The sequence below is a fragment of the Actinomycetes bacterium genome (assembly GCA_035489715.1).
GTDB lineage: Bacteria > Actinomycetota > Actinomycetes > JACCUZ01 > JACCUZ01 > DATHAP01.
On the sequence record DATHAP010000197.1, the window covers coordinates 1 to 3,887 of the forward strand.

4 protein-coding genes are annotated in these 3,887 nt (G+C 73.6%); 1 reads left to right on the forward strand and 3 read right to left on the reverse strand.

Features of this window, described 5'->3' with window-relative positions; genetic code table 11:
- The 3 genes from VK640_15870 to VK640_15880 all read right to left on the reverse strand — a co-directional run.
- Positions 1-921, reverse strand: a 921-nt coding sequence (locus VK640_15870) for a beta-eliminating lyase-related protein (protein ID HTE74653.1), incomplete at its 3' end; no start/stop codon positions are given.
- Between the two features lie 10 nt (positions 922-931).
- Positions 932-2,197, reverse strand: a complete 1,266-nt coding sequence (serS, locus tag VK640_15875; GenBank protein ID HTE74654.1) for a serine--tRNA ligase — start codon at positions 2,195-2,197, stop codon at positions 932-934.
- A 30-nt stretch (positions 2,198-2,227) separates the two neighbouring features.
- Positions 2,228-3,094, reverse strand: a complete 867-nt coding sequence (locus tag VK640_15880) for an MBL fold metallo-hydrolase (protein ID HTE74655.1) — start codon at positions 3,092-3,094, stop codon at positions 2,228-2,230.
- A gap of 269 nt (positions 3,095-3,363) precedes the next feature.
- On the opposite strand from VK640_15880, the gene VK640_15885 reads away from it, so the two are divergent.
- The coding region (locus tag VK640_15885; GenBank protein HTE74656.1) for a phosphatase PAP2 family protein at positions 3,364-3,887 on the forward strand (524 nt) is incomplete at its 3' end.

Sequence of the window (3,887 nt, forward strand, 5' to 3'; positions counted from 1 at the left end):
GAGGTGCGCCATCGTCGTCTGCGGCGGGTCGGGGACGACCGTGACCCCGTCGAGCGCCGCCAGCTCGGCGCCGATGGCCCGCATGTGCTCGACGTAGGCCGGGATGCGGGGCCCGCGCAGCCGGAGCCCGGCCAGACCGGCAGCGGCGTACGGCCACATCGCGAACAGCGTGCCGCCGTGCCGGTGCCGCCACTCCCGGCCCTGCGCGACCAGCCCGTCGTCGCCGGCGAGGACGCAGCCGGCCAACCCGCCGAGACCCTTGTAGAGGGAGAGGTAGACGCTGTCGAAGAGGGCGGACACCTCGGCCGCCGATCGGCCGTAGAACGGCAGCGACTCCAGCAGCCGGGCGCCGTCCAGGTGCACCGCCGCCCCCCGCTCCCGCGCCCACGTGGTCTGCGCGACCAGGTCGTCCCACTCCGGCAGCCGGCCGCCGATCTCGCGCTGCGGCAGCTCGAGCAGCAGCGCCGCGAACGGCTCCGCCACCTCTTCCAGGTCGTCCAGGGTGACCAGCGACCGCGACTCGCCGACCGGCCGCGGGAGCAGGCCGTGCAGCCGCTCGGCCGCCTGGTCCTCCCACTTCGCCAGGTGGCACTGCGGGTGCCACAGCACGACCCGTCGGCCGAGCCGGTCGCCGTGCACCCGCAAGGCGATCTGCTGCGCCATCGTCCCGCTGGGCATGAACACGGCGGCCGGCTTGCCGAGCAGCTCGCGCACCTCGGTCTCCAGCTCGGCCACCACGCCGCCGTCGCCGTAGCGGTCGGCCGTGACGTCGCCCAGCACCTCGCGGACCTCGGCCAGGGCGTCGCTCGTGGAGCGGTTGCCGTGCCAGGCGAGGAAGCGGGTGCACGCGTCGCGCAGCTCGTCCTCGGTGGGCTGCGCGGGACCGTCGGCCGGGCCGGTCGGCGTGGCGTCGTCGGTCATCGGGTGTGCGTCATCGCTTGACCGGCTCGAGCACCTCTCGGCCGCCCATGAACGGCCGGAGGGCGGCCGGCACGACGACCGAGGCGTCGGCCTGCTGGTGGTTCTCGAGGATCGCGACGATCCACCGGGTCGTGGCGAGGGTGCCGTTGAGGGTCGCCAGCGGACGTACGCCGCTCTCGTCCTTCATCCGGATCTTCAGCCGCCGGGCCTGGAACGTCGTGCAGTTGGACGTCGAGGTGACCTCTCGGTACCGCCCCTGCGTCGGCACCCAGGCCTCGCAGTCGTACTTGCGGGCCGCCGATCCGCCGAGGTCGCCGGCCGCGACGTCGATGACCCGGTAGGGCAGCTCGACCTTGGCCAGCATCTCCTTCTCCCAGCCGAGCAGCCGCTGGTGCTCGGCCGCCGCGTCGGCCGGGTCGCAGTAGGAGAACATCTCGATCTTGTCGAACTGGTGGACCCGCAGGATGCCGCGGGTGTCCTTGCCGTAGGAGCCGGCCTCCTTGCGGAAGCAGGTCGACCAGCCGGCGTAGCGCCGCGGCAGGTCGGCGGCGTCCAGCGTCTCGTTCATGTGGAAGGCCGCGAGCGGCACCTCGGAGGTCCCGACGAGGTAAAGGTCCTCCTCCGGCAGGTGGTAGACGTTCTCGGCCGCCTGGGCGAGGAACCCGGTGCCCTCCATCGCCTCCGGCCGCACCAGGACCGGCGGCACGACCGGCACGAACCCGGCCTCCGCGGCCTGCGCGATGGCCAGGTTGAGCATCGCGAGCTGCAGCTGCGCCCCGACCCCGGTGAGGTAGTAGAAGCGCGCACCGGAGACCTTCGCGCCGCGCTCGGTGTCGATGGCGCCGAGGCGCTGCCCCAGCTCGAGGTGGTCCAGCGGCTCGAAGCCGGGCTCGCGAGGCGTCCCGACGTGCTCGAGCACCGCGTAGTCGTCCTCGCCGCCCTCGGGGACGCCCGGCTCGGCGATGTTGGAGATCGCCCGGATCAGCGCGTCGTACGTCGTCTCGGCCTCGGTCTGGGCGGCATCGGCGGCCTTGACCTCGACGGCGAGCTGCCTGGTGCGGTCGAGCAGCCGGACCTTGTCGTCGCCGGACGCCTTCGCCACCTCGCGGCCCAGGGTCTTCTGCTCGTTGCGCAGCCGGTCGAAGGCTGCGATCGCGCTGCGCCGGGACTCGTCCGCGGCCAGCGCGCGGTCGACCAGGGTGGGGTCCTCGCGCCGGGCCCGCTGCGAGGCGCGCACGGCCTCCGGGTCCTCGCGCAGCAGCTTCGGGTCCAGCACCTGGCGAGCCTAACCGCCCGGCGCCTTCCCTCAGGCGTGCGGTGCGCGGACCCTGCCGATCGCGACGTCACCACCCCGCGGGACCGGGGTCACCCGGTCGCGCAGGCCGCGCCGTTCGGTGGCCGCCAGGAAGTCGGCCAGCGGGCTTTTGAACAGGCGGTAGTCGTCGAGGTGGATCGGGACCACGTGGCTGGGACGGAGCAGCTCGACCAGGCCGGCGCCCTGCTCGCCGTCCATGGTGACGACGAGACCTCCGGGCAGCGTGGTGCCGCCGAGGTGCAGGACGGCGGTGTCGATGCTGGGGTAGCGCGCGGCGATCTCGCCGAGCTCGTCCACGAGCAGGGTGTCCCCGCTGAGGTAGACCCGGGTCGGCCGGTCGGCCTCGCCGACGGGCGGCGCGGCCCCGTCGGCACCGTCGGTGGCATCGGTGGCATCGGTGGCCGGGCCGATCTCGAGCATCGTCCCCATCACCGGCGGCAGCAGACGGCTGACCGGACGCGGCGCGTGCCGGCCCGGGAGGGCGGTGACGGTCAGGCGCATGCCGTCGCGGGTGGTGCTGGTGCTCTGCCAGGTCTGCATGCCGAGCGTCCGCCGGCCGCGGGCCCGCAGCCGCCGGGCGGCGTGCGGCGTCGTGAGGATCGGCACGTCCTTGGCGAGGTGTGCGTGCGCGACCCGGTCCCAGTGGTCGCCGTGCAGGTGGGACAGCACCACCGCATCGAGCGCGGGCAGGTCGTCGGGGTCGAGCGCCGGCTCGGTGAGCCGCTTGGCCGTCAGGCCGCGGCCCAGCCAGGCGCGCTGGCCCTGGTGCAGGAAGTTGGGATCGGTCAGCAGCGTGAACGGCCCCAGCCGCAGCAGGGTCGTCGCGGTGCCGACGAAGTACAGGCTGCCCGTAGTCACACCAGGTCGCTCACCGCAGGAGCGGTCGGCAAACCCACCGGTTCGGCGCGGCTCCGGCATGGCGAGCGCCCGGCCGCCTCGGCGGCTGGCGCCGGCTCGCTCCCCTGCCAGATTGATCACGTCAGCGTGGTCAATGCACCCGGACCACGGCGAATTTGCCAGGGTTCGGGGGTATTGATCACGTTCACGTGATCATTTCTGCGAGTCTCGGGTGCGGGTCGCAGCAGGATGGGGGCGTGCCACGGCGTGCTGCTGGGTACCACCCGCTCATGCTCCGCACCCTGCACCGCCCGGCCGGGGCGCGCCGCCCCGGCCGGGCCCCCAAGCGCGGGCTCGCGGGCCGGCTCGCTCTCGGCGCAGGAGCCGCAGCCCTGGTGGCAATCCCGTTCACCCTGTTGATGCTGCTCGTCCTGTCCGAGTGGGAGCCACTGGCGCGGCTCGACCGTGGCGTGGCCGACGACCTGAACGACGTGGCCCGTGCCGACCCCGGCCTGGTCGACTCCCTGCAGCTCGGCTCCAGGGTCCTCGACCCCTGGGTGTTCCGCCTGGCCGTGATCGGGGTCGCCGTCTGGCTCTGGCGCCGCAGCGCCAAACGGCTGGCCGCCTGGGCTGTCGTGACGATGGCGATCGGCGGCGTCCTCGGCGTCGTCCTCAAGGTGCTCGTGGACAGAGCCAGGCCCACGTTCCCCGAGCCCGTCGACACCGCCAGCGGCTACAGCTTCCCGAGCGGCCACGCGCTCAACTCCTTCCTCGGCGTCGGCGTGCTGCTCCTCGTCTTCCTGCCGGTGCTGAC